This window comes from Microcoleus sp. MON2_D5 (assembly GCF_036701905.1).
In the GTDB taxonomy this organism is placed as follows: domain Bacteria; phylum Cyanobacteriota; class Cyanobacteriia; order Cyanobacteriales; family Microcoleaceae; genus Microcoleus.
Map to the genome: position 1 here is coordinate 26040 of NZ_JAUBRM010000029.1, position 24245 is coordinate 50284.

The following is a 24245-nucleotide window of genomic DNA, read 5'->3' on the forward strand; positions in this document are numbered from 1 at the left end:
AAAATTAACTTGCATTCTGGGCGGCTACATGAGTATGCTTAAAAATGATGTGCAGCCTGTAAAACCCTAAATCAGGACACATTCTCAAATTTTCTCAGTTTAGCTGAGTCAGTTGACGATATTTTTAAAGTTTACTGGACTATTGGAAGAAAGATGAGTAAAATTCGCGTTGCTTTGATAGAAGACCATGACCTGACAAGAGTCGGCATCCGCACAGCTTTACAACAGCGTGACACGATAGAAGTTGTCGGGGATGCCGCTAACGCTACTGAGGGATTGAAACTGCTTCAGTCTTCAAAACCTGACGTGGCAATTGTAGATATTGGGCTGCCGGATTTTGATGGCATTGAATTGACACAAAAGTTCAAAAAAACGGTAGCGGAGTCCGATCCGGATACCAAAATTTTGATTCTGACTTTTCAGGACAATGAAGAAGAAGTTTTGGCAGCTTTTGCCGCCGGAGCTGACTCTTACTGCATGAAAGATATTAGCTTCGATCAGTTATTAGATGTAGTAAAAGTAACTCACGAAGGTAACTCTTGGATCGATCCGGCGATCGCCCGCATCGTCCTGAAACAAGCTCGCACTCAGGAGTCCGCGCCGGAAGAACCGAAAGCTGAGGGCAAAAGAGTCACAATTAAGGCTGCCGAACCCGAGTTTAGTCACATCATTGAGACTTACCCTTTAACCGAACGGGAATTAGAGGTTTTGGAACTGATAGTGCAGGGTTACAGCAATGCTGCAATCGCCGAAAAGCTTTACATTACTGTCGGTACAGTCAAGACTCACGTCCGCAATATTTTGAACAAGTTGTGTGCTGATGACCGCACTCAGGCTGCCGTTCTTGCCCTGCGTTCTGGCTTGGTTGGATGAAGCCTGAGCGTCAGGCAAAATCAAGTTAAAAGTAGGGTGCGCTGGGCGCACCTTACGGCCACTGATTTAGGGTGTGCAGTGCACACCGACTGACTAATTATTACCAAAAAATTAGGGCAGGCACTGTGCACCAGCCGAACAATTGTTGGTTGTTGAAAAATTGATAAAGTTTAAATCCGCATCTATCCCAGTACAGATATTATTTTCACTTTTTAAAAAACTCAATATACCTTAAGATAGATGCTAAAAAAATATCATATTAATAATACTTATTGTTGAGCGATCCCCAGTTAAATAAATTTCGCTCGCACTGCCAATATTGCGCGATATCACTTCATAAAAGGCGCAGACCCAGGCCAGATTAAGATACTTTTAGGAATAGTTAAGCCTTAAAGAAATTATATCCGCAGAGCGATGCTGAGTTCGCTTAAATTAGCGAAATTAAAAGTATCAACTGTTAGTGAAATATTTTAGAAAGAGGTATTATGGCCGCTCCAATTGAATTCAAATTATTTGCTCCCTACAACAAAGGAGCTGCCTTGATTGGCTCTTTTTCTAATTGGGAAGAGATTCCGATGGAAAAGGACGAAGAGGGTTTTTTCCGCACGCGAGTTGAGTTGGAGGATGGCGTTTATCAATACAAATTCCGCGTTCAGTCGAAAAGCTGGTTTGTGGAAGCGGATCAGTGGGTAGATATAGTCGATCCCTACGCGACTGACATCGACGATCCTACTCAAAACGGCCTGGTTCGGATCAAAGATGGCGATCGCATTGTCGATACCTACGTCTGGAAACACGACGATAAACCGCTACCTGCCGATCGGGAATTAGTGATTTACGAAATGCACGTTGCGGACTTTTCCGGCGGCGAAGCCGATCCCCTGGCCCGCGGCCAGTACAAGCACGTCGTCGAAAAACTCGATTACCTAGTCGAACTCGGCATCAACGCGATCGAACTCATGCCCCTCAAAGAATACCCAGGCGACTACAGTTGGGGCTACAACCCCCGCTACTTCTTCGCTGCCGAGTCCAGCTACGGAACCACAGAAGAACTCAAAAACCTGATAGACGAGTGTCACGGGCGCGGCATTCGCGTCATCATCGACGGGATTTACAACCACGCGGAAGCATCGAGCCCCCTCACTCAAATCGATCACGATTATTGGTTTCACCACGAACCCCGCGATCCCGACAACAATTGGGGCCCGGAATTTAACTACGAATTCTACGACGAAAACTTAGGAACTTTCCCCGCACGCAGATTTGCTGGCGATACAGTCCGCTTCTGGATTCAAGAATATCATCTCGACGGCATTCGTTTCGACGCGGCGCGACAAATTGCTAACTACGATTTCATGCACTGGATCGTTCAAGAAGCCAAAAGTGTCGCCGGTCCCAAACCATTTTATACCGTTGCCGAATACATTCCCGACAATCCCAGCATCACGAATCTAGACGGGCCGATGGACGGCTGCTGGCACGACAGTTTCTATCACTCCCTAATTCCACAACTCTGCGGCGACAATTTTGATTTAGAACGGCTCAAAGAGGTAATCGACTGCAAGCGGCAAGGTTACTTGGGTGCTACGAATGTAGTTAATTATTTGAGCAATCACGACCACGATCGCCTTTTTGCCGAATTGGGTTCGCGCGGCATTTTGGATGAAGCCGCCTTCAAGCGGGCGAAGTTGGGAACCGTACTGTTAATGACAGCAGTTGGGGTGCCGCTGATTTGGATGGGCGAAGAATTTGGCGAATACAAACCCAAAACAATTGAGCAATCTAAAATTGACTGGACGCTGCTAGGAAATGACTTGAATAAAGGTTTGTGGGAATACTACAAAGGCTTGATTCACCTGCGTAAAAATAACCAGGCACTTTACACAGAAAACATCGACTTTTTCCACGAAGACCCCGACTCGAAAGTTTTTGCTTACACTCGCTGGAACGATGAAGGTTCGAGAGTGGTAGTAGTGGCGAATATGTCGGAAAATTATCTAGCAGGTTACAGCGTGCCCCACTTCCCGGCCAACGGAACTTGGCACGAATGGACAGGGAATTATGATATTGAATCTGGCGATGACAATATTATGATTGACTTGCCGGAATACGAAGCGAAAGTGTTTGTTTGGCAGTAAGCTGTCCTATCGATTCCGGTTGCACTCCTTATCATTGTTGACTGTTCACTGTTGACTGTTCACTGTGAGTCAACAGTCAACAATCACGGAGGGTGCAACCGGAATCGATATTATTTCCCACATTTATTTTCTAAGCACAATTGGGTTATAGCCGCCGCCGGTATGGGTTTGCTAAAGAAATAACCCTGACCCATATCGCAGTGATGCGATTGCAAAAACGCCAACTGTTCTGCTGTTTCCACTCCCTCAGCAATCACCTGTAAATTCAGGCCCTGGCCCAAGGCGATCGCCAGTTTCACAATAGTAGCACCGCTGCTGCCGGTCACCAAATCTGCCACGAAAGATTTGTCTATTTTTAAATGATTGAGGGGAAAGTTTTTCAGAGACCACAGCGAAGAATAACCGGTGCCAAAATCGTCCAGAGAAATGTGAATTCCCATGTCCTGCAACTGCTGCAATACCGACACCGTAAAGCTCACATCTGTCATCGCAACGCTCTCGGTAATTTCTATTTCTAAATACTCGGGATTTAACTTGGTTTCTAATAAAATTTCAGCGATGATTTTTACCGTGTGAGGTTGCAGAAACTGGCGGGCTGATAAATTCACCGCTATCCGCATCGGCGGCAATCCCTGTAACTGCCACGCTCGATTTTGCAAGCAAGCAGTCCGCATCACCCATTCGTCAATCGGGCAGATTAATCCTGTTTCCTCAGCTAAGGGAATAAATCGATCGGGAGAAATCAAACCGCGTTCGGGATGATCCCAGCGAATCAGAGCTTCCAGGCCCACTATTTTGCCAGTCTTTAAGTTTATTTGCGGCTGATAGTGCAGCACAAACTCAGAATTTTTTAGAGCTTTGTAAAGATTATTTTCTAAGTTAAGATCCTCGGAGACTTTACTGCCGATCGCCTGCGTGTAAAACTGATAATTATTGCGACCTTTCTGTTTAGCTTTGTACATCGCAGCATCAGCATTTTTCAGCAAAGTTTCTGCATCTTCTCCGTCATAAGGAGCCAAAGCAATTCCCAAGCTAGCCTTAATATAAAGTTCCAGACCGTCAAAATCAAAAGGACTGCTTAAACTCTGGATAATTAGCTGGCAAATTGTAGTTGCTTCCTCTGGGCTGTTGATATTGTACAGCAGCACAGTAAATTCATCTCCGCCCCAACGAGCTATCGAATCCCCCACGCGCAAACAGTCAGTCAAACGCCGAGATACACTTTGCAGCAACAAATCGCCCACTGGGTGACCGAGAGTATCGTTAACATTTTTAAATCTATCTAAATCTAGAAAGATTACCGCCAGCATTTCTCCCTTTTGGTGAGCGCTAGCTAAAGCTAAAGACAGCCTTTCATTAAACAGTAATCTATTAGGTAAACCGGTTAATGGATCGTGAGAAGCTTGATGTCGGATCATCGCCTCGACGCGCCTCTGCATTGCAGCCATGTACAGGTGAGTTCCTAAAGATTGTGCTAGCTTCTGTTCTTCGCTAGTCCACTTTTGAGCTTCGCCGGTTTTGATTTCTTTCCAAGCTGCAAAGGACTGTCGGGGACGATCGTTCCGGGCGTCCGAACTGCAACGGCCCGCCCACAAAATTTCTGTTTCTATAGGGCTGCGAAAAACGGTGAGACAGCCGATGCACTGTTGGCGGTATTGCAGCGGTACTGCCAAAATTGAACGAATGGAAGCGGCGACTAAATTGGCAGATACAGATTTAAGTTGAGGTTCTTTAGAAATATCGCAAATTGCGTACAAGTGCGGTACGATAAAATTGGGAATATTGCTGTCAATTGAATTGTAATGCTGGGAATATAGATTTTCAAAAATACCTAATTGGCTTGTATGATTAGCAGTTTGTGCTCGATCGTCTTCGTTTGCCCTCCCCATAATGTGCTGCCAAAACGGGCTGAGTTCAAGGTCGATGTCGGCGGGCTGCTGGCCACAGGTATAAAGCAAAGCGGGCCGATCGCCAAACTCGGCGGCAAGGTAGAGTCGCCCTCCCGAACCTTGCAAATGCTTGACTGTTTGTTCGAGAACTGCTTTCCGAATTTCGTTGAGTTCCAGAGGAGAATGCAGCAAACTGGTAATTTGGTTGATAACCGCTTCGTCACGCGCTTGCTGTCTAGCTTGACTGAGTAGAAAAGATTGGGCGATCGCAATTGAAAGTTGATCCACAAGCAACTGCACCATTTTCAATTCTCGATCGCTAAACCGTTTCGGTTGGCTGTGGTGAGACACCAACAGTCCCCAAAGCTGATTTTGATGCACAATCGGCACCGTCAGAGAAGAACGTGCCCCCATAGCCTTCAGATATTCAGCGTGACAGGGGTCTACAGGACTATAGCTAATATCTTCAACTGCTAAAGTTTTGCCGGTTTCGGGACAATCTAACCGATTAATTGTTTGATGCTTCAATTCCACATCTACAATCACTCGCTGGCGCGCTTTGAGAAACATTTCCCGAGCACTCTGGGGAATGTCGCCTGAGGGAAAGCGCAAACCCAGCATAGAGGACAAATTGTCGCCGTTGATCGACTCAGCAATTACCTCACCGCTACCGTCGGCCTCAAAGCGATAAACTTTTACTCGATCGCTATCTAAAAAGCTGCGGATTTCTCGCGCAGTTGTCGTCAAAATCTCTTGGAGTTCTAAAGAGTTGCGGATGCGATTGGTAATTCGATTGAGTAAAATCTCTTGTTGTAAAGTCGATCGTGACATTTGTCTAGCTTTGGTGCGGGTCATGCCTTTTGATCTCCCGGGCTGTTGACAGCATTTTTGCGAGCCACCGTCTTAAGTTGCCCTGTATTATACATTACTACACTTTCGCGGCCTCTAGGGCATTGACCCAACCCAACAGCTAGAAACTCCGTTTCTGGGGATCTTTCGGCTTTTTCGACAAATTTGGGTGATAAACCGGGTTTTTCACAGCACTTACAAGGCAAGGAAAGAGCAATCTGACAATGAGTAAGGACTCAAGTCCGATCGAGTTCGATCGGGACTCAAGTCCTCACTACAAAACAATTGCAGAGCTAGCAGACAAAAGGTATAGAGAAACCGGGTTGACCAAGCACTATTGTCCCCTCTGGAGGGAGAATACTGGTTGGTCAACCCGGCTGGTAAGTATTTATACCTTAAAAGGTCTCGTTAAGCCGACTCCCACAATTCCCGAATTCTGTCCGGCAAAAAGCCGGCTATTTCCTGAATTCGCTCCTCGGACAGCTCATCCTTCGTTGCCGAAAATACAGCCGCGATCGCAGTTTCCGGTTTTACTCCCGAAGGAAGTGCGCCTTCTAGTTCCACCCTCCGTGCAAACAAATTGCCATCGATCCCCGCAGGTGCAGGCGGGCCGGTCAAAGGCTGACGTATGCGGCTGAGCAATCCCACCAGCGGATTTGTATCTTTCCAGAGGTCTGCTATTTCTTGTTGCAGGGTTTTGTCATCCGTAGGCAAAACTTCTTTGTGCAATTCAGATTCCACGTGCTCGATGGCATCTTTTGTCATCACATCGCGCATGACCCGGTACACTACTTCGGTAATGTCCCTGGCATCAAAAATATCCTCCAAGTGACCGTTTACCATCACTTTTTCCAAAAACGGCATATCCTTTGAAGCGATAGGAACTGCCGATCCTTCGTGGTGGAGCGAATTCGGAGGATTCGTTTCCATTTTTTGTAACAGTTTGCGGCCTTTGTCTGTTAACTCGGCTTCTTGAAATGCCACTAAAGGCGGCAATAACTCGGTTCCCCCGTAAGGTTCTCCACTAAACTCCGCTTTGATAAATTCTCTTTGGTTGAGGTAGTCCAAATGACCGAGCAATTCAGCTTCCGGCACCTGGTGACCCACATATTCTTCCGCTGCGTTCCTAATTTCCGACTCTCCCCTGCCGTTGCCGCTGCCAATATTTTTGAGCAAAATGTAAGTCAGGTCGTCTCTGATTGGAATTGTCATTAAAACCTCCTAGGTTAATATCCGGTAAAGCTCATGTAAAAACTAAATTTTTTTACTGGCTTAAATTGTGATTTACTACTTAAAAACATTGAAGTCTAAAGTAGAGTAATCAAGTATCTCTCAGCAGGTGGAAGTTAGGAAACTTAAGTGTCCGCTATAATCTTCCTTTAGATAGATCCGTCTATGGGAACCCATGTCTAATGTGGTTAATATCCTAAAAAGCTGTCGCCAGTATGGAATGCTATTAAGCGAGGATGCTTTATTGGTAAGATTTTTCGTAGTTATTGCGTATTTTTACCAAGGCTGACGCCAAGCTCGCATCAGTTGGTAATCGGCGCTAGGAGAGGTAGAATAAGCAGATGCTATGGGGTTAATCCACTGCGGTCGTTTTGCCCGCACCTTGTAGCGAGATTGTATCGGCTTAGACCAAAAACTGGTCATCGGAGAGCTACAAATACGAGCCAATCTGTTTCAAGTGCCGCAGCGCCACTTGAAGAATGCCTCGGGGGCAACTTTTTTGATCGTTTCGATCGGCATTTATGAACTACCCTCACTGGAACAATAAATTGGAATCCTCGTTTGTAAATAACGGTCAACAGGCGCTAGACCAGCGCCCCTTAGTGTTGGCTGTAGACGACAATCACGACAACTTAGAGCTGCTGACACAAATACTCGATTTATGCGGCTGCGAGTGCGTAGGAGCCGTTGACGGGTACGCAGCTATTTCAGCAGCAGTCGATCGACCTCCCGACCTAATCGTACTCGACATTTGCTTGCCGGATATAGACGGTATGGAAGTGGTAAAACGCATTCAACAAAACCCCGATCTCAGAGATATTCCGATAGTCGCTGTCACAGCACTAGCAAAACCAGAAGACCGCGCTCGAATTCTCCAAGCCGGCTGCGTGGAATACCTTTCCAAACCTTTTAACATCAAAGATTTAGAAAGAATTATCCGCCAGCACCTTAACTCTCCAATGGTTTTGGTTGAGTTTTAGATTTATAATTAGAAGCACGAACTTGAGGTGCAGAGTCCAAAATTGCGATCGTTCCCGTGCGGCCCGTCTCCCAGGTCGCATCGCGGAGCAAATCAATGACTCCCACGCCCAAAACCTTTTGGATTAATTCTTTCAGTGGCAATTCCAGAAGTGATTCTAATTGTGTCCGCACCTGCAACGCCAAATCTTGCTGACCATTCTGGGCCAGCAGTTTTTCGGGTTGAGTAAGCCCATTTTCGACAACTATTATCAATTTGTTATCCAAAAGATTGCACAGCGCCTGACTCGTTGAGTGCCCGAGTTGAGAGCGGTACAAAGCTTGAATTCCTTGCGAAAGAGTCCGTTCTAATTTCCCGCGAGTAGGTTCTAAGGTTTCCCCTGCCATATTTTTTGATTGAAACCATGATAGATAAATAAAAAAGACTGTTAGGAGTTAACAGTTAGCAGTTAAGTTAACTGTTAACTCCTAACTGCTAACTGTTAGAAACAACCGTCGCGTTAGCCGACAGTAACTTCATTAGTTTCCACCCCAGTTGCACCCTTAACACCTTTAGCAATTGTCACCAACTTGTTGACAATTTCCTGACTGGGAACTGTACCTTTGAGAACCACAGTAGTGCCAAGTTGAGCCACATAAACAGTCTCAATATCCGCCACATCTGGATTTGCATCAAAAGCCTGAGCCACCCGTTTAGCTAAACCGCTTTGATCGTATTCTCCATTCAATCCCATGCGTTCCGGCGGGATTGTCTGAGCGCTCCCACCAGACTGAGCTTGAGCTTGAGCTTCAGCTACAGGTGCTTGGTAAGCAGGAGCCTCAACAGTTTCTTGATTTTCAAGTTTTTCTAAACCAAACAATCTTTTTAGCCAGCCCATAGAGTTTGTCCTCCGACAAAGTTTGTGTTAATTGACGTGTTAATTGACGTGTTAATTGACGTGTTAATTCACGGTTGGCAAGTCGCCCTGTAATTGTTATTCTCAATACCAGGAATTACGATCGCACTCTTGGATGCAGAAACCGAGTTTTTTTACAAAAAAGTATCGTTACAGCCATCCACCTAGGCAGAAAAACCCAGTTTGTTTAGTTTGGTGCGCCCATCCTAAATACAATTTACTGTTGTACAACTCCGCCGCTCATCTGCCTGGAGACATAATTCTCCCACTCTCAAACAAATACTTGGGCTGACCATTCCGGCAAATCAAACTTAAACCCTTCTTCCCCAACTTATACGATTTTGTTGTGCATCCACTCGTGCCAAGTTCCGGCAGCCGGAAACTTAGGAATGCAGTAACCAGATAGATAAGTATCCGAAAAATTGGCGACAACTAATGCTCGCGTTCCCTCCTCGCTCCAGCGGTAGTAAGCGAGGACTTTGGCTTCGGCATTTTCGTGGATAAATTCAATATTTTCGGTATAAAGTGCCGGAACTTTTTCCCGCAGCCGAATCACGTGTTTGTAGTATCCCAACAACTCAGATTTGGCTGATTTTTCAACAAAAACCATTGCAGTTTATTCGGCTGGTTGGGAGTTTGCCGAGCGGATTGTCCAAACTCTTGGCCCATCCACAGCATCGGTATTCCTACTGCTGTGACTAACAAAAATGCTCCCAAATTAGCCTGTTTCAAAGCCGCTTCTGGGTCGAGAGTCAGAAAGCTTTCTGCCGCCAGCAAGTGCGATCGGTCGTGACTGGCTAAATAATTGATAACATTAGTTACCTTTTGATAGCCTTGTGGTTTGGCATCCAGAACTTCCTTGAGCTTTTCAATATCTAAAGTATCCCCCGCGAGATTTTCTATGGCAAAAATGCGAAAACTTTCGTGCCAGCACCCATCCGTCGGCCCGTCGGCAGCGACGAGTTAGGGAAGTTGGGGAAAGTGTTCTGCTAGGTTGTAAAATGGCTTGTCGCCAGCGGTTTTTTTCGCTTCACGAATTATCCAGTGCAGGAAATCTCGATTGTCCAACTGTCGCACTGCATCGTAGCGAATCCCGTCGATATGATATTCTTGAATCCAGAAATTAACGACATCGCCGATGAATTTCCAAGCAGGACGAATGCCGAGTTGTGGGTCGAAGTTTTCGTAGTTAAACTCCGAGCCCCAGTAGTTAGCCGGATCTTCGGGATAGTGTTTGTCGCGGTAGTACCAATAATTGCGATCGATTAGCAATAAGGGACATTCTTCATCGCAGTGGTTGTAAATCCCCTCCAGGAGCACTCGGATGCCCCGTCCGTGGCACTCGTCAATCAATTGCTTCAAATCTGCGGTTGCGCCGTAGCTGGACTCCAGGGCAAAGAAAGTGCGGACTTTGTAGCGCCAGCTATAATCGCCCGGATATTCATTAACTGGCATTAGTTCGATCGCATTTATCCCGAAATCGCACAGATAATCTAATTTCTCCCTCACCTGCTGGAATTTACCGCCACTTTCGGAACCATCCCGCCCGGAAAAATCAGCAACGTGCATTGCGTAAACGACTAATTCTTCATTATTGGGGAGTTCTTTGTCGTCGTGCTGCCAAACATAGGTATCAATAATTCGCGCGCCTGCTTTGATGCGAACTGTACTTGTATCCGTAGTGCGGTCAATTTCAGTAGCGTAGGGGTCATTGACTTCTACCCATTCGTCCGGTTCAAAACATGGACTTTGCGACTGAACTCGGAATTTGTATTGATAAATACCGTCTTCTAACTTAATGTTAGTGAGGAAATAACGTTTCTCATCTTTTTCTAAGGGAATTGCTGCCCATTGGGAAAAGGAGCCGAGCAGTGTAGCTGCTTTGTTGTTGGGAGCGAAGAGTTTGAATTCAATTGCAGCGGTCAGGAATACCTGGTTTGCAGAACTTATAAGCGTGATTAGTAGTGATTTTTACAATTTGGTAAATCTGTCGCCACCGTTCTTGTTCTTAAGAGTTAAACCTGTATCTCTTATGTTGTAAGGTACTTGGGGGCGCAGCCGGAGGATTTAGTAGTGCGAACCCTAGCGATTGAGTAAGGTGCGCCCCTAGGCACCCGAAACCTGATTTTAATCAAAAATGTAGTTAAAGTAACTAAAACTTATTAAGTGCTATTTATGAAAAATAGTCCGGACTGTTTTGAGTTCGCAGTCTGAAACCCTAGATTTTCTGTTGGTAGCGAACTTGCCTTAGAGGCTTGAACCCCTATTCTACGGTTGGCTATCCAAAACTGTCCGAAGTATTGTATGAAAAGTAATTTAACTTTTGATAACTAAATAAATCGTGGTGAATATTTAAGATTTGTAACTAAAGAAACATTTTTTAGCGGACAGGAATAATACCGTAGAAAGAGGTCATTTTATGCGGGAACAGAGAGGATGAGCTTGTAATTATAAGGCAAGGGAAACCAGAAACATGAATCCTATATTCAACTGGGTTTTCCTGCGACTTTAAGCCAAGTTTGAGCCGAGAATAGCAATGATTATTTTTGCTTATGTCTTGGCAGCACTTGTTTTATAGTTGTTGACCGGCAAACTTTGTAGAACCAAAATCAGCTTTAACGACTGCTGCTACCTCAGTAATTGGTAATTGGTGAAAATCTCATTCGTCCCTGTTACCCGTTAGATATTCCGAGCAGTGGCTCTAAGGCTCTAAAAGTTTAATGTGGGATGTTGGCGAATTACCGTTACTGTAAAACTCTGGAGTGTTAAAAATGCTAAAACAAATGTGTTGGTTGCCCCGACTCGGAGGCAATGGAGAAAAGATATTGCACTTGCGTACCGATGCCCGTCAGGCGTGGCGGCCTTATACAGCTTTTCCGCAGTTTGCTGTATCCGACTACCGGGAACCGGGCGGTTCTAAGGGATGGGCAACATTTCAGAAGCTGAGAGTTCAAGGGTGGAATTTAATATCGACTGAAGAAGCGCAGCAGTCGATTTTTGGCGAACAGAAAACTGCTTAAAAACCCCGAAACCGCAGCAATAAAAAGAAGAGGATTTCACCTCTTCTTTTTATTGGTTTTGGACGCAGAAACTGGGTTTTTAACCATCCTACTTCGTTGCAGCGGTAAGGTGTGCACTGCACACCCTACATACTTTTGAGACGTTTGCCAGTTGCCAGTAAATTAGGCGAGCTGCCTTTGTCTCTCTGCTGTTGTTGCTGCGCTATCAAACACCGGCTGGCGAGTTTTCAAGTTAAACCGATATCCGTGGGGGAGGATGTGCAACTTGGCCCCGCAAATCGCTAAACCCTCATCCTTCAAGCGTCCCTCAATATTGTCGTGGAGTTTTTCCGACTCGTCGATGACAGTTACAGCGCTTTCGCCAATGACTTCTAACTCGTCACCGTGGACTAAAATAGCTGTATTTTCGTCAATACCAAATCCCAACACAGCCGGTTGCAGCAAGAGTGCCGTAACTAAGCGTCCCAGACGACCTCGTTGGGCGAAATGCTGGTCGATGACAACATTGGGAAGGAAACCCATTCCCGGGCCCATTGCTACCGCATCAACGCGGGGATTTGTCTCCGAGTCTCCTTCAATAATCATCATGTCTGGCATCATCGCCGCGCCGGCACTGGTGCCACCAATGATAATCCCTTCAGAGTAGCGTTTGTGCATAGCTGCGTCGAGTTTGGTGTCTTTCAAGCAGCTAATAATCCGCGCTTGATCTCCGCCGGTAAAGAATATGCCCGTGGCTTGTTCGATCGCTTCTAAATGCTCTGGATCGCTGGCATCTTCGGGTCTTTGAGTGTCAATAACTCGCACATCTTCAGCGCCAAGTCGCTCAAACACTCGGATGTAATTATCTCCTACTTCTCCCGGTAGGCTTGTTGCAGCGGTCATTACTACAATGCGGGCTTTAGTGCCTCCGGCGCAGCGCAAGAATTCCCGCAGAATTTTGCAGTCCCCCTCTTTGTCTTCCGCGCCACCAATAATTAGCAACTTTCCCTGAGTTTCCTGGCTCGCCATAATATCTCCACTGTTAATTTATTTAATTTCACTAAAACACAAACTTCTTTTTTCCGAAAACGGCCCAAAGGTATATATAGATACCAAAAAATCTCAGACTTCTACCCCTCCAGCACGCACAGAGCTCAAGGGTGATGTGGGTGTTTACTCATCCTCGACGATCGACACAAAAAACTTACCCCCCCTAACAGGAGATAGGAGGGGTCAAAAAATGAGCTTAAATTACAAGGCCGACGCGGGGGGGGTGATCGATCCGGTTTCTGACCTGATTCTTCGCTAATCCTCCTCTGATTGCTCGTAGAAATCAGATTGATCAGCGTCAGTCCTGAATTAGTCCGATCGCCCGTTAGTGCGATCGCTCGATCAAATTGCTCAATATGGTGCTCGCGCGTTCTAAAGGTAGGTGTCTGGGTTTGCCGTTCCAGACAATCTGATATTCGTTGCTGTTTTGACCGTCGCCGTAGCCAGAAATTAGCTTCCGGTGAAATGCTTCCTCAGCTAATTCATGAACTTTATCCCTGAGAGCAGTTTGTGCGATCTTCATAATTTGCTGCTTCTTAAATTTTCTTTCACAGTCATAAACAATTATAAGTGGGGAGTGTACCTCTCTAAAGTTATAGGTTTTTCCTGAACGGGGAAGGAAGTAGTCATTAGTTATAAGTGCTTAGTTATCAATGCTTAGTCATGAATGCTCAGTCAGATCTTGAAGAAAGAAGGAATATTTTCCCACTCTCCCCTCTCCCCTCTCACCCACTCCCCCACTGCCCCACTCCCCCACTGCCCCACTCTCGCAATAAGGCTGAAGGCAGAATGGGTCGGAGTAGTTGTCTCAACTGAGCAGTGCGATATCTATGCCCGCAGGTAGTATCCCCTGCACCGAGTATAAAGTTACCGTTAAAAATTAGCTAAAAGGAGGTTAGAAAATGTTGCAAGAAAAAAGCACCGAAACAGCCCGCGTCAATGCTCGAAAAACAGATGTTTTTGATGTGTTCAACTTCAAACACTATATGGGGCCAAACCCTTATTTAGACACAGCAGCTTTAGTTTTCGATTTAGCGTTGACGGGCGCGAGCGAACCTTTGCCGATCGCACATTACCAGGAAATTATTGGCGATCGCTACCCGCAAATCCTGCACGAAACTTTCTCGAACCACGCCCAACTCTTCGGCCGTACCGCCTCAGAAGTAGCCAAACTCGACATGGGTTTGCACTTCCAAAACTGGAACATCCAGCCGTTTTCTCAGTTTAACAGAATTAGCATAGAAGCACTTCACGCCCGCACCGCCAGATCCGTAGTTTACGCAGTTTGGGATTGGTTTGAAGCCATCAATCAAAATCAAGACTTTCCCTTGGAAGCACAAATGGGCGCGCTGCAAAATATGTTCCGGCAGTCAGTTTACGGAGGCCCGACAGTTTATTCGTTAATGCGAGCGGCATCTCAAAAAGGCATTCCCGTATTTTATTTGTGGGATGAAGGATTGATGCAATACGGTTACGGCAAAAAACTCGTGCGCGGCTCTGCAACTACTTTTGATTCTGACAGCCATTTAGACTCTGATTTTACCACGCGCAAAGACGATTGTAAAGCTTTTCTCGCTACATTAGGATTTCCTGTTCCCAAAGGCGATATCGTCTCCACAGAAAACGGAGCTCTGACAGTTGCTAGAGACATTGGCTATCCAGTTGCTGTCAAACCAGTAGTCGGCCATAAAGGAATTGGTGTCACAGCAGATATCCGAGATGCTGAGGAATTGCAAGCCGCTTTTAAAAGAGCAGTTAAGGCCATTCCCGAAACTGAACCGGTGCGAGTAATTGTGGAAAACAGCATCAAAGGATCGGATTTTAGGCTGTTGTGCGTTGACGGCAAATTTGTTTCGGCAACTGAACGCCGGCCCGCTTGGGTAACAGGTGATGGCGACTCAACAGTTCGCGAATTGATCCGCCGCGAAAACCGCAAACCAGAACGTTTGGATACGCCAACTTCGGCCCTGAGCAAAATTCAGTCCGACGAAGCGATGGAAATGTATCTGGCAGAACAAGGGCTGTCATTAGATAGTGTCCTAGAGCGCGATCGCGTTGTGTCTCTACGCAAAGTCGCCAATCTTTCCGCAGGCGGCGTCAGCATCGACGCTACCCACAGTATTCACCCGGATAACATTGTTTTAGCTCAAGATATTGCCCTACATTTTCGGTTAACTTGTTTGGGGGTTGATGTGATAACAGAAACTCTTGCCAAATCTTGGAAAACAGGCAATTTTGGGATTCTCGAAATCAATGCCGCGCCGGGAATTTTTATGCACCTCAACCCGGCTGTCGGAGAAGGGGTTGATGTGCCGTCGCATATTGTGGAAACTTTCTTTGACTCGGGAAAATCCGCCCGAATTCCGATTATTACTTTCAACCAAATTTCGGTGCACGATCTGCAAGAAACAATCGACCACATTCTTTTGCAGCATCCCGATTGGACGATCGGTGCTGTTTGCCGCGGGGGACTTTTTGTTAACCGTTCTGAAAAAGTTTTGCATAAGAATTACAATCTTAACGTGCAAAGTTTGCTGCGGAATCCCAAGCTCGATTTGTTAATTGCTGAATATCCCGGAAATATTTTGGAAGCTGAGGGAATGTTTTATGGGGGGAGCAATATGGTGGTGCTGGACAATCCGGGAGAAACTGAGATGATGTTGATCAGAGAAAGCACCGATCACGATACTGTTGTGGTGAGGGAAGGAAATAGTATTTCTATTCGCCGCCAAGGGTTGATCGAACAGTATACTCTGGGAGATGATGAACCGTTCACACGGGTTTATTTGAAGGAAATAGGGACTGTTTTGTAAGCTGTTCCACATTTAAGTTGGCTTTCTAGGGCGGGTATTGATTACCCGCCCCACCAGATCGAGGCTTTTTCTCGTTCTCGGGTGTTTCCGGGGAAGTAATATCATTTCCGGTTACACCGGAATGATGTTGACGGTTGACTGTTGACTGTTGACTGTTGACGCCGTGAACAGTCAACCGTCAACAGTGAACTCGAATTTACTATTCCGATGCTAACGGATTTGATATAACTTGGGGCTCGCCCAGATTTGAACTCGCTTCGTTACACTTAGTTACAATTGGTGGCAATCCCTCAGTGGGGGATGCACTATTCGTAAAAAGCCAATTGCTTCCCAACTTTCTCGTTACCACACCAATATTTTCGTAGAAATTGGGTTTCTCAGGGTAAGTGCTATTGCTGCGATCGTAAGTTTTTAAACAATTTAGTTTATAGGCTGTCGATCGTGCTATCAAGGAACTTCACAAGTCTTTAAACAATTGCACTCCGGTGGCAGAAGGTGTGGAAATATGAATGTTGCGAGCAATTGGTTTAATTCGCTGAAGGAAAGTTTACTGTCGCACCGTCGCTACATTCCAGCAGCGCTGACTCTTTGCACCGGCACGAGTTTGTCATTGGCAGCCGCAGCCGTTGTTTGGCATTCGGAAAACCAACGAATGCAAGCTGAATTTCATCAGCAAGCCGATCGCCTGAATGTGGCATTGCAGCAAAGCATCAACAAAAATTTAGAATTTCTGTACTCACTTGAAGCATTCTACAGCGCATCTAGTGAAGTTAGCAGACAAGATTTTAAGCAATTCACTCAACCTGCACTTTCCCGAAATTCTGCTATACATTCTGTTAACTGGATTCGGCGCGTGCCGGCTGCCCAAAAAGTAGCTTACGAACAAACAATTCGAGCCGAAGGTTTTCCGGCATTTCAAATTTACGAGCGAACTCCTGACAAAAAGCAGGTCAAAGCAAAAGTGCGATCGGAATATTTTCCCATTATTTACAGAGAAGCACTAGAAGAAGATAACAAAGTGATCGGTTTTGATGTTGCCTCCAGCCCCGATCGCAAAGCAGCTTTAGAGAAATCGGTGGATACCGGGAAAATAGCGGCTTCGGCCCGGATTAGATTAGTCAGCAACAATCAACCGGGATTGCAAGTATTTCTACCAGTACGCCGCCGCACAAGTTCTGTTGATAACTCGGTTAACGGCCGCCAAAACCTCATGGGAGTTATTGCGGGTCTGTTTCAGATCACGAGTATGGTCGATGCCTCTTTAGAATCGCTAAATTTAGACAAGATTAATTTTTACCTCTATGACAACTCTGCTATAGAGAAAGAACGCTTTCTGGTGCGCTACGACTCACAAGCTAAACAGTTGATAGATAACCCAAAACACGAAAAGCCAGAGTTAACTAATTTGGGGGGAAAAATCTGTAAAAATCCTAGTGCTTGCACTCGCTTATTTAACGTAGCAGACCGCCAGTGGAGGCTGCTAGTTTTGCCTGGGAAGGGGTACAACAGTATGAGGACGCATCAGGGTTCGCTGGCAATTTGTGCGATCGGGCTATTGATGACTGGCAGCTTGACGATTTACCTGTTGATGTCTCTAGAACGTACTGCAAAAGTAGAACAGCAAGTGTACGATCGCACAATTCAACTAAAACAGCGCACCGCTGAACTAGAAACGGCACTAAAAAATTTGCAGGAAACTCAATTTCAACTAATCCAAACTGAAAAAATGTCCAGCTTGGGGCAGTTGGTGGCTGGAGTTGCCCACGAAATTAACAATCCTGTCAACTTCATCTCTGGCAACCTGATCCATACAGGCGAATATACTCAAAGCTTGCTGGAACTTGTGGAAATATACCAGCAGCAATATCCAAACCCAACACCAGAAGTGCAAGCGAAACTACAAGAGATTGATTTGGAGTTTATCAGTGAAGACTTGCCTAAAATCCTAAAATCTATGAATATGGGAGCTGAACGCATCCGCCAGATCGTGCTTTCTCTGCGGAATTTTTCGCGCTTGGATGAAGCTGAAATGAAGTCGGTTGACATTCACCAAGGCATTGACAGCACCTTGATGATTTTGGATAGTCGGCTGAAACCCCAACCTGGTTTTCCGGGCATTCAAGTCATCAAAGAATACGGAAATTTGCCCTTAGTGGAGTGCTGGGCTGGACAATTGAATCAGGTATTTATGAATATTTTGAGCAATGCTATTGATGTTTTACATGAAGAAAAAAGTCACATTTTACCAAATGGTAAAAATTCCTATAATGCGGCTTTTTTACCTAGAATTCGGATTCGTACTGAACTTGTAAGTTCTAATTGTGTATGCGTGCGAATTGCTGACAATGGAGCGGGCATGACGGAGAATGTAAAAAAACGTTTGTTCGATCCGTTTTTTACTACCAAGCCTGTAGGCAAAGGTACTGGCTTGGGATTGTCGATCGGCTATCAAATAGTGGAAAAACATAAAGGTTCGCTCAGGTGCCTATCGGCTCCGGGAGAGGGAACTGAATTCTGGATTGAGGTGCCGGTGCGGCAACAGTCTAAGCAATCTGTTTCTAAGGTTTCACCTGCAGTAGGTGCCAGTTGGAATTAGCGGGAGAAATCTCGTTTATAGCTGAGTCTTACTGGGAGCATCTCAATGAAAGCAGCAAAGCTAGAAATTGGAGTGTGGAGGCAAGAGGCAGGAGGCAGGAGGAAAGAGGAAGAAGAAAAGAGGAAGAAGGAAGGAGCCAGAAAAAGTGTTTTTACAAATATGAGATGCTCCCTAATTCCTGTTTAGAAAATGTGAACTATCCGCACTCTACTTGGGAAAGCTGCGGATTTCGCAGTCTATTTTCAACTGTCAACTGTTAACTGTTATAGTTATTGGCAATCGCGTCCTAATTTCGACTCCAATATCGCCAAAGACAAATATTTGGGGTTTTACCCGTCGTGACAATTTATAATTGTAGCAAGGCCAGATTACCAATTATTAACTACGATGTCTTTACAATCTATTAGCATTCCGCCCACAACCGATCGCCAACCTGTCGCTTTGATGGTCGCTTTGCATGGATGGGGTGCTAATGCTCGGGATTTGACTTCCTTAGCACCCGTTTTCAATTTGCCGGATTATCAGTTTGTGTTTCCCGATGCCCCATTTCCCCATCCCCAGGTAACGAGCGGCAAAGCGTGGTATAACCTTCAAAGCAAAGACGCTCAAGGGTTGGTAGAAAGCCGGCAATTGCTGAGGGAATTTTTGCTGTCTTTGGAAAGCAGCACGGGCGTGCCTTTGTCTCGCACGATTTTAGGTGGCTTTTCTCAAGGCGGAGCGATGACTCTAGATGTGGGGTTGACTTTGCCCGTAGCCGGTTTAATTTGTCTGAGCGGTTATTTACACCCGATTTCGCCAGTTGCTGGGAGTGCTTTGCCACCTGTTTTAATCGTGCACGGTACTCAAGATACTATTGTGCCGGTTAGTGCTGCTGTGCGATCGCGCGAGAGTTTGACGGCTTGGGGAGCTGCGGTGCAGTATCAAGAATTTAACATGGGACACGAGATTCTGCCGGAAGTTATAGATGTAATGCGAAGTTTTGTTGTACAAACTGTGTCGAAATCTGATTAAAGGTTTAGTATATAGTATGGCGGAAGTCTCGGGCAGGGGAAAAAAATGAAAACTTTAACCAAAGCATCGCGCGATATTGCTGTACTTACTTCTCAGGACGTGGCAGAATTGGCTGTCCGTTTGGAAGTTGACGATTATACAGATCCTTTTGAGGGATTGAATGATTGGCATTTGTTGCGATCGCTTGCCTTTCAGCGGCCGGAGCTGGTTGAACCTTATCTCCACCTTCTGGATATGGAAGCCTACGACGAAGCATAGACTTAAAAATCTAGGTCAAAAAATTCGACGGAATTGAGGAAGAAGTTAGCAGCATATTTTGTTGCGGATTAAACAGATGAATTAGAGATTTGAGTCTGTTTTTATCTTAATTTCTTTCTTGATTTTTTTTTATGAAAAAATGACATGAAGGGCAGACGAATTTTAATCGGCGTTAGTGGCGGGATTGCAGCTTACAAAGTTTGCGAAGTAGTTTCAACTTTAGCAAAAGCTGGAGCGGAAGTTAAAGCTATTCTTACTGATGCAGCCGCGGAGTTTGTAACGCCTTTGACTTTTGCTACTCTGTGCCGCCATCCTGCTTTTACTGACAAAGATTTTTGGCAAGCAAGTCACGGCCGCCCCCTGCATATTCAACTGGGAGAATGGGCGGAAGTTTTTGTGATTGCTCCTTTGACAGCTAATACTTTGGCTAAGTTGGCGGGGGGTTTTGCTGATAATTTGCTGACTAATACTGTCTTAGCTTCTACTTGCCCAATTTTGCTGGCACCGGCGATGAATACGGATATGTGGGAACAGCCGGCGGTGCAGCGGAATTGGCGTGAAGTGTTGAGTTATCGGCGCTATCATGCTGCGAATCCGGGGGCGGGAATGCTGGCGTGCGATCGCGCGGGTGTCGGCCGCATGGCAGAACCTTATGAGATTTTGCCTCATATTGAATCGCTGTTGTATGCGAAGGGCGATCGAGATTTAGCGGGCCTTCGGGTGTTGATCAGTGCGGGAGGAACGCGGGAACACCTCGATCCGGTGCGGTTTATCGGCAATCCTTCCAGTGGCAAAATGGGTATAGCTTTGGCGCAAGCTGCACAGCACCGCGGCGCTACAGTGACGCTGGTACACAGTATAACTGGGGAATTGCCGCTGTCAGGTGTGCGGGCGATCGCAGTTGCGAGTGCACAAGAAATGCGGCAGGCGATGCTGCAATGTTTTCACGATGCGGATTTGACGGTGATGGCTGCGGCGGTAGCCGATGTGAAGCCGGCTGAATACAGTAGTGAAAAATTGCCGAAGCGATCGCTCCCGAATTGTTTGCCGTTGGCACCGGTAGGGGATATTGTGGCAGAGTTGGGAAATTTGAAACAGTCGCACCAAAAATTAATCGGGTTTGCCGCACAAACTGGGGATATTGTCAAGCCAGCTTTGGACAAATTGCGGGCGAAGAAACTGGATGTAATTGCCGCAAACCCGATCGATCGAATAGGTGCAGGTTTCGGCAGCAATACCAATCAAGCAATATTAATTAATGCCGCCGGCAAGCAAGTAGAAATAGTCTCTTGCAGCAAGCTAGAAATGGCTCACCGATTGTTTGATTTTGTGAGGGAAGGGTGAGGGCGCGATTTACTCATTAACTGGGATTAATTACTACTGGTTCGGGCGATAATTCTGATTCCCCAATCTCCGCTTCTGAGTCAGGCGACAACTCAGTATCTGCGACAGTAATTTCTAGTTTAAATCCTAATGCTTCGAGCAATTCTACCAAACTATAGATTTCCGAACCTTCACTTTCCGCAAGCATCTTGTCGAGTTTTTCGTGATGCTGTTTTGCTGACTCCGAAAGAGTATTCATCCTGATTCGAGCCTCAACCACCTTTCGGATGGCATTTCTCAAAAGTGCGGGTTCAGGGTCTTTTTCTTCCAAAATAGCCCCGATAAAACCAGCAGCTTCTTCCGGCTCGTGGAGAGATTCAATTAGATCCTCGCGGTAGCTATCACTTGTCGGTGCTTTCACGTTTTTCATAATCTGTCCAGTATTCTATAGCTTGTCGAATGTTCTGTTATTGGGTGCTTTTATCCCCAGCTATGAGGATTACCACAATTGTCAAGCAGACTTGTCCGAAGTAGACGCGGTAGCCCGGGCCATAATTAATTCTGAGTTCAAAAACTCATTGTCCCGCTGACTTGAAATCTCCGAGATTACCTTGCTCGACTTCGGTCAAGCCTAGATTTGATTCTAACTCTAACATTCCGATCGCGGCGGGCATCAAGCCACTCGGTGAATGGTGCCGTACCCTCTGCTGTAGTGTAACGTGGAATTTCCCTGGGTTGTACTTCGATGATTTTATCGTACTTGATTAACAATTTCTATCGTAAGGGCGATCGACAGTGCATTAAGTGGGGAAATCATACTTAAGACAGAGGTATTCGATAGACAAAATAGTAAACCTTGTTTGAGGAAACAAAGTTTAAATCAAACAGGGCATTGTGAATGAATTTTAAATCGATCGCAAAAACCAATCTACTATTCGGCAGCCTGATAATTAGCCTCGGATTGCAAGCACTTCCAGCCACAGCGCAAGCAGTCACCGACGCCCAAGTTTCCGCCCTCGTAGAAGCGCTGCGACAAGCCGCCCCGCCACAAGCCGCAAATGACGGAATGTACAGTCAGTGGCAAGTTTTACCGGGCAATATTTCCCGCTGGGCAAAATTCTGTACCAAACAAGATTTAACACCCCAACAATTTGAGGCCGACGCTACAAAAGCCAAATCAATAGTTAGCTGTATCGTGGGCGATTTGCTGCGCGACGAATACAAAGCTAGCAGCAACAATGAATTAACCGCCATACGCCGCGCCGCTTGCTGGTGGATGACAGGGGACTCCGCAGCTTGCAAAAGTGGCGCAACTGCTACTTATGCCGATAAAGTTATCAGCGTTTACCAGCAGCAGCGACCTAAAAAGTAAAGTTTGTGCAGGCGGAATTTAGATTTTTTTGACTGCCGCCCCTAGGTTTTAGGGAATACCGGGACTCGGAGCAGTAAGTTAAATACGGGCGCCAAGGACGGCTGACAAATTGCAGCATCGGTGCATTCTCAAGCGTTATTTTGATGCACGGCTGATTGATTGAATTGAGTTGTCCTTTGATGCACTTGGGTTGTATTAGTGGACGTGTTTTGAGATTCTCTGCCCTCTTCTCAAGGGCGCGATTGCTGCTAGCTATATATCGAGGAAAATCGATTGTTAAAAAGGCTTGATTCCGGCGATTCCGGTATTAGGTTTAAGGCAACTTATCCCAGGAAAAGGCAAGCTGTGGGGAAAGCCTGACCTGCCTTGATTTCATCTCACTTTCACCTGGTTTGATTCGTAGCGGGACTTGAGCTTTTCATCAGAGATGTTTTGCCTTGAATTGAGCGACTCTTTAGTCGAGGCAAAAAGTAGCGCGGGGACGGGTCAGCAGCGCTTGTGGCTGACCCGTCGCACTCAGCCGGTGCGCGGTTCTAGACTACGACGAAATTGGAGGCAGTCAGAGTATTAGTATTCACCCCAGTCAGGACGGCTAAAACGTCACTACCCATACGAATCTCATTCCCGGAGAACGACAGATTCCCAAAGGTTAAACCCCCAGTCAGACCGATTTTATCGCTACCCAAACTGAAGTCACTAATCGTATCGATGCCCTCGCCGGAGGCAAACACGAAGACATCCTTGCCGTTGCCACCCGTCAATATGTCCGTACCTAGTCCACCCCTCAAAGTGTCATCGCCATTGTCACCATTGAGTAAGTCGTTGCCCGCGTTGCCGAATATCAAGTCATTGCCATTGCCACCAATCAAGGTGTCGTTTCCGGCATTACCGGTGAGGCTGTCGTTACCGCTGCCGCCGTTGAGCGAGTCGTTCCCTGCTGTACCCGTGAGGGTGTCGTTGCCGCTGGTACCCATTTGAGTACCGCCGACAGCGACACTGACAAGAGCGCTGCTGGTGCCGCCTTTACCATCGCTGATGCTGTAATTAAAACTGGCGTTACCCGTGAAGTTAGTGCTGGGGGTGAAGATGACATTGCTATTAGAGAAGGTAACGCTGCCATTGACAGCATTACTGACCCCCGTCAGGCTGAGGCTATCGCCATTAACATCGGTGTCGTTGGCTAACAGAGTTGAAGCCTCCAGGGTGACGGCAGTATTTTGAGCCGTGGTAGCGCTGTCGCTGTTAGCCACGGGGGGTTGATTGGTGGGAGTCGTTGCCTGACCAAACAGCACATAACTTTGCCCTGCACCACTGATGCCGTTGGGGTCGGCCAATTTTGCCCCGATAATCAGGTCATCAAAGCCATCGCCGTTGACGTCCCCGGCGCTGCTGACCGAGAAGCCTGATTCGTCATACGCCGCGATGCCGTTAATCGCAAAGCCGTTGCTGCCGTTGAGCTCTGAGAGGTTGACACTGGCACCAAAGCCACTGTTGCTGCCAAACACCACATAACTTTGCCCTGCAGCACGGATGCCGTTGGCGTCGGCCAAGCGTGCCCCGATAATCAGGTCATCAAAGCCATCGCCGTTGACGTCCCCGGCGCTGCTGACCGACGAGCCTGAGTAGTCATTCGCCGCGATGCCGTTAATCGCAAAGCCGTTGCTGCCGTTGAGCTCTGAGAGGTTGAGGCCCGCACCAAAGCCACTGTTGCTGCCAAACACTACATAACTTTGCCCTGCACGGTTGATGCCGTTGGGGTCGGCCAAGTCTGCCCCGATAATCAGGTCATCAAAGCCATCGCCGTTGACGTCCCCGGCGTTGCTGACCGACAAGCCCGATCGGTCATCCGCCGCGATGCCGTTAATCGCAAAGCCGTTGCTGCCGTTGAGGTCTGAGAGGTTGAAGGTTGGTTCAAACATAGTGTTAGTTCTTCCTTGTTAGGTTAGTTGAAAGTTTTCACATCCCGACTT

At 46.5% G+C, this 24245-nt stretch carries 23 protein-coding genes and 1 pseudogene; 11 read left to right on the forward strand and 13 right to left on the reverse strand.

Annotation, left to right across the window (positions count from 1 at the left end; translation table 11 throughout):
* Positions 1-153: 153 nt before the first annotated feature.
* Both QUA47_RS12665 and QUA47_RS12670 read left to right on the forward strand, forming a co-directional pair.
* Positions 154-873: a response regulator transcription factor gene (locus QUA47_RS12665; RefSeq protein ID WP_190662814.1), complete on the forward strand. Its 720-nt coding sequence runs from the start codon at positions 154-156 to the stop codon at positions 871-873.
* Between the two features lie 485 nt (positions 874-1358).
* Complete coding sequence (locus QUA47_RS12670; protein ID WP_333430996.1) at positions 1359-3011, forward strand: alpha-amylase family glycosyl hydrolase; 1653 nt, start codon at positions 1359-1361, stop codon at positions 3009-3011.
* Between the two features lie 110 nt (positions 3012-3121).
* Here QUA47_RS12670 and QUA47_RS12675 read toward each other — a convergent pair whose 3' ends face one another.
* From QUA47_RS12675 to QUA47_RS12685, 3 genes are all read right to left on the reverse strand, one after another.
* Positions 3122-5755 carry an EAL domain-containing protein gene (locus QUA47_RS12675; RefSeq protein ID WP_333430997.1) on the reverse strand — a complete coding sequence of 878 codons (2634 nt, stop codon included), beginning with the start codon at positions 5753-5755 and terminating at the stop codon, positions 3122-3124.
* A 402-nt stretch (positions 5756-6157) separates the two neighbouring features.
* On the reverse strand, positions 6158-6961 hold the full coding sequence (locus tag QUA47_RS12680; protein ID WP_333430998.1) for a DUF2267 domain-containing protein: 804 nt from the start codon (positions 6959-6961) through the stop codon (positions 6158-6160).
* A gap of 294 nt (positions 6962-7255) precedes the next feature.
* Positions 7256-7402, reverse strand: coding sequence for a hypothetical protein (locus QUA47_RS12685; RefSeq protein WP_333285227.1), 147 nt, complete (start codon positions 7400-7402; stop codon positions 7256-7258).
* Positions 7403-7500: 98 nt separating this feature from the next.
* Between QUA47_RS12685 and QUA47_RS12690 the strand changes: the two genes are divergently transcribed.
* Positions 7501-7959 (forward strand): response regulator, encoded by a 459-nt coding sequence (locus QUA47_RS12690; RefSeq protein ID WP_333430999.1) that lies wholly within the window; start codon positions 7501-7503, stop codon positions 7957-7959.
* Here QUA47_RS12690 and QUA47_RS12695 read toward each other — a convergent pair.
* From QUA47_RS12695 to QUA47_RS12720, 6 genes and pseudogenes are all read right to left on the reverse strand, one after another.
* Positions 7928-8344, reverse strand: coding sequence for a DUF2294 domain-containing protein (locus QUA47_RS12695; protein ID WP_333431000.1), 417 nt, complete (start codon positions 8342-8344; stop codon positions 7928-7930). The two genes, QUA47_RS12690 and QUA47_RS12695, sit on opposite strands and share 32 nt — an antisense overlap.
* 113 nt (positions 8345-8457) lie before the next feature.
* Positions 8458-8835, reverse strand: a complete 378-nt coding sequence (locus tag QUA47_RS12700; RefSeq protein ID WP_006632731.1) for a BON domain-containing protein — start codon at positions 8833-8835, stop codon at positions 8458-8460.
* A gap of 349 nt (positions 8836-9184) precedes the next feature.
* Positions 9185-9463 carry an alpha amylase C-terminal domain-containing protein gene (locus QUA47_RS12705; RefSeq protein ID WP_333431001.1) on the reverse strand — a complete coding sequence of 93 codons (279 nt, stop codon included), beginning with the start codon at positions 9461-9463 and terminating at the stop codon, positions 9185-9187.
* Entirely contained in the window at positions 9406-9630 is a 225-nt protein-coding gene (locus tag QUA47_RS12710) for a hypothetical protein (protein ID WP_333431002.1), read from the reverse strand. Before QUA47_RS12710 ends, QUA47_RS12705 begins: the two co-directional genes overlap by 58 nt.
* A gap of 186 nt (positions 9631-9816) precedes the next feature.
* Positions 9817-10422, reverse strand: coding sequence for an alpha-amylase family glycosyl hydrolase (locus tag QUA47_RS12715; RefSeq protein ID WP_333431003.1), 606 nt, complete (start codon positions 10420-10422; stop codon positions 9817-9819).
* A gap of 189 nt (positions 10423-10611) precedes the next feature.
* Positions 10612-10812 (reverse strand): annotated as a pseudogene (locus tag QUA47_RS12720) (glycogen-binding domain-containing protein); the annotation flags it as partial.
* Between the two features lie 812 nt (positions 10813-11624).
* Here QUA47_RS12720 and QUA47_RS12725 point away from each other — a divergent pair.
* Positions 11625-11873, forward strand: coding sequence for a hypothetical protein (locus tag QUA47_RS12725; protein WP_333285236.1), 249 nt, complete (start codon positions 11625-11627; stop codon positions 11871-11873).
* A 162-nt stretch (positions 11874-12035) separates the two neighbouring features.
* Here QUA47_RS12725 and QUA47_RS12730 read toward each other — a convergent pair whose 3' ends face one another.
* Complete coding sequence (locus QUA47_RS12730) at positions 12036-12881, reverse strand: cyanophycinase (RefSeq protein WP_333217178.1); 846 nt, start codon at positions 12879-12881, stop codon at positions 12036-12038.
* A gap of 346 nt (positions 12882-13227) precedes the next feature.
* Positions 13228-13425, reverse strand: a complete 198-nt coding sequence (locus tag QUA47_RS12735; protein WP_333123502.1) for a hypothetical protein — start codon at positions 13423-13425, stop codon at positions 13228-13230.
* A gap of 379 nt (positions 13426-13804) precedes the next feature.
* On the opposite strand from QUA47_RS12735, the gene QUA47_RS12740 reads away from it, so the two are divergent.
* The 6 genes from QUA47_RS12740 (at position 13805) to coaBC (ending at position 20924) form a co-directional block, all read left to right on the forward strand.
* Positions 13805-15715, forward strand: a complete 1911-nt coding sequence (locus tag QUA47_RS12740; protein WP_333285238.1) for an ATP-binding protein — start codon at positions 13805-13807, stop codon at positions 15713-15715.
* A 505-nt stretch (positions 15716-16220) separates the two neighbouring features.
* A complete protein-coding gene (locus tag QUA47_RS12745) occupies positions 16221-18311 on the forward strand; it encodes a CHASE domain-containing protein (protein WP_333431004.1) in 2091 nt (696 codons plus the stop codon).
* 45 nt (positions 18312-18356) lie between these two features.
* Positions 18357-18497 (forward strand): hypothetical protein, encoded by a 141-nt coding sequence (locus QUA47_RS12750; protein WP_333405554.1) that lies wholly within the window; start codon positions 18357-18359, stop codon positions 18495-18497.
* A 201-nt stretch (positions 18498-18698) separates the two neighbouring features.
* Positions 18699-19322 carry an alpha/beta hydrolase gene (locus QUA47_RS12755; protein WP_190662802.1) on the forward strand — a complete coding sequence of 208 codons (624 nt, stop codon included), beginning with the start codon at positions 18699-18701 and terminating at the stop codon, positions 19320-19322.
* Positions 19323-19367: 45 nt separating this feature from the next.
* Complete coding sequence (isiD, locus tag QUA47_RS12760; RefSeq protein ID WP_006632739.1) at positions 19368-19580, forward strand: protein IsiD; 213 nt, start codon at positions 19368-19370, stop codon at positions 19578-19580.
* Between the two features lie 144 nt (positions 19581-19724).
* Complete coding sequence (coaBC, locus tag QUA47_RS12765; protein ID WP_333431005.1) at positions 19725-20924, forward strand: bifunctional phosphopantothenoylcysteine decarboxylase/phosphopantothenate--cysteine ligase CoaBC; 1200 nt, start codon at positions 19725-19727, stop codon at positions 20922-20924.
* A gap of 16 nt (positions 20925-20940) precedes the next feature.
* Here the strand turns inward: coaBC and QUA47_RS12770 are convergent, their stop codons facing one another.
* Positions 20941-21333: a transcriptional regulator gene (locus QUA47_RS12770; protein ID WP_333431006.1), complete on the reverse strand. Its 393-nt coding sequence runs from the start codon at positions 21331-21333 to the stop codon at positions 20941-20943.
* 468 nt (positions 21334-21801) lie between these two features.
* Here QUA47_RS12770 and QUA47_RS12775 point away from each other — a divergent pair, with 468 nt between their 5' ends.
* Entirely contained in the window at positions 21802-22275 is a 474-nt protein-coding gene (locus QUA47_RS12775) for a hypothetical protein (RefSeq protein WP_333431007.1), read from the forward strand.
* A 533-nt stretch (positions 22276-22808) separates the two neighbouring features.
* Here QUA47_RS12775 and QUA47_RS12780 read toward each other — a convergent pair.
* Positions 22809-24194 (reverse strand): cadherin-like domain-containing protein, encoded by a 1386-nt coding sequence (locus QUA47_RS12780; RefSeq protein ID WP_333431008.1) that lies wholly within the window; start codon positions 24192-24194, stop codon positions 22809-22811.
* Positions 24195-24245: the final 51 nt, after the last annotated feature.